At 73.4% G+C, this 2,163-nt stretch carries 2 protein-coding genes; both read left to right on the top strand.

What is annotated here, in order from left to right:
* Positions 1 to 1,242, top strand: a 1,242-nt coding sequence (locus AC1D15_RS28430) for a beta-ketoacyl reductase (protein ID WP_477828652.1), incomplete at its 5' end; no start/stop codon positions are given.
* Positions 1,243 to 1,244: 2 nt separating this feature from the next.
* The coding region (locus AC1D15_RS28425; RefSeq protein WP_477828651.1) for a beta-ketoacyl synthase N-terminal-like domain-containing protein at positions 1,245 to 2,163 on the top strand (919 nt) is incomplete at its 3' end.

Below are 2,163 nucleotides of genomic sequence, written 5' to 3'. Positions count from 1 at the left end.
CGCTGGACGCGCCCGGTGCTGCGCCGCGCTGCGCCGCAGCCGACGCTGGCGCTGCCGTGGCGCCCCGATGCGAGTTGTCTGCTGACGGGCGGGCTCGGCGGTGTCGGCCGCCACGTGGCCGGCTGGCTGGTCGCGCAGGGCGTGCGCCACCTGGTGGTGCTGGGCCGCACGCCGCTGCCGGCGCGTGAGCAGTGGGCTGCATCGCCGACGCCGGCGGTGCAGGCGGTGCGCGAACTGGAAGCACAAGGCGCCCACATCGACTACGTGCCGGTCGATGTCGCCGACGAGGCCGCGCTGTCGGCCTTCCTGGCGCGCCACCGCGCCGAGGGCCGCCCGCCGATCCGCAGCGTGATCCACGCGGCCGGCATCACCGACGACACGCTGCTGCACGAGCTCGGCGCCGCGTCGCTCGCCGCGGTGCTGGCGCCGAAGCTGCAGGGCGCGTGGAACCTGCACCGCGCGCTGCCCGAGCTCGATCGCCTGGTGTTCTTCTCGTCGATGGCGGCCGTGATGCCGCAAGCCGGCCAAGCGAGCTATGCCGCGGCCAACGCCTTCCTCGACGCACTGGCGCGCCAGCGCCGCGCGCAGGGCCAGCACGCGCAGAGCATCGGTTGGGGCGTGTGGACGCAGACCGGCGTGATGCGCGGCGAGGGCGGCCGGCGCCAGCTCGACGAGCTGCAGCGCCAGGGCATCGGCGGCTTCGCGCCGTCGCAGGCGCTGGCCTTGCTCGGCGACGCGCTGCGCCAGGATGTGCCGCACCTGCTGGTGATGCCGGTCGACTGGCGCGCGATGCGCAAGAGCCTGGGCGCGCGCGAGGTGGCGTTGCTGAACGAGCTGCTCGCCGAGGCGGCGCTGCCGGTGGGCGATGCGCCGCTCGTCGAGAGCAGCGACCCGGCCGAGCGCCGCCGCGCGCTCGACCGTGCGGTGCGCGACGTCGTCGGCCGCGTGCTGAAGCTGACGCCGGCGAAGATCGACGCCCGCAAGCCGCTCGGCACGATGGGCCTGACCTCGCTGATGGCGCTGGAGCTGCGCAACCGGCTCGAGCCGCTGCACGGCAAGCCGCTGTCGGCGACGCTGGCGTGGAACTACCCGACGGTCGATGCGCTGGTGGCGTTCCTGGCGGGCGATCACGAGCTGGCCGCGGTGCCGCCTGCCGCACCCGAGGCCGCGGCTCCGGTGCTGGCCGCCGTCGCCGAACTCTCCGACGAAGACGCAGCCCGCCTGCTGCGCAAGAGGCGCTGACGATGAGCGACAAGCCTGTTCCGCCGCTGAACCAGCTCTCCGCCGTCAAGCTCGCGCTGATGGCCCAGCAGATGCGCGCGCAGAGCGAGGCGCTGATGCGCGCCGACCCGATCGCGATCGTCGGCATGGGTTGCCGCTTCCCCGGCGGTGCCGACAGCCCCGAGGCGTTCTGGCAGGTGCTCGTCGACGGCGTCGATGCGGTGCGCGAGGTGCCGGCCGACCGCTGGGACGCCGACGCCCTCTACGACCCCGATGCCTCCGCGCCCGGCAAGTCCGCCACCAAGTGGGGCGGCTTCATCGACCGCATCGACGGCTTCGACGCCGCGTACTTCGGCATCCTGCCGCGCGAGGCCGAGCGCATGGACCCGCAGCAGCGGCTGTTCCTTGAGGTCGCGATGGAGTCGCTCGACGACGCCGGCCTGACGCGCGATCGCCTGCGCGGCAGCCGCACCGGCGTCTTCATCGCGAGCTACCACAACGACTACCAGCTGCTCGAATACCGCGACCCCGAAGCGATCGACGCGCGCACGCTGACCGGCACCGTGCACAGCGTGCTGGCGAACCGCCTGTCGTTCCTGCTCGACCTGCGCGGCCCCAGCATCTCGATCGACACCGCCTGCTCGTCGTCGCTGGTCGCGATCCACCTCGCCTGCCAGAGCCTGCGCCACGGCGAGAGCGACACCGTGCTGGCCGGCGGCGTCTCGCTGATGGTGACGCCCGACCTGATGATCTCGCTCAGCAAGGTCGGCTTCATGGCGCCGGACGGCCGCTGCAAGACCTTCGACCAGAGCGCCGACGGGTTCGGCCGCGGCGAGGGCTGCGGCGTGATCGTGATGAAGCGCCTCGCCGATRCCATCGCCGACGGCGACCGCGTGCTCGCCGTGGTGCGCGGCTCGGCCGTCAACCAGGACGGCCATTCGA

The organism is Rhizobacter sp. P2_H2, from assembly GCF_056403375.1.
This window is presented reverse-complemented; position numbering and strand designations above follow the sequence as displayed.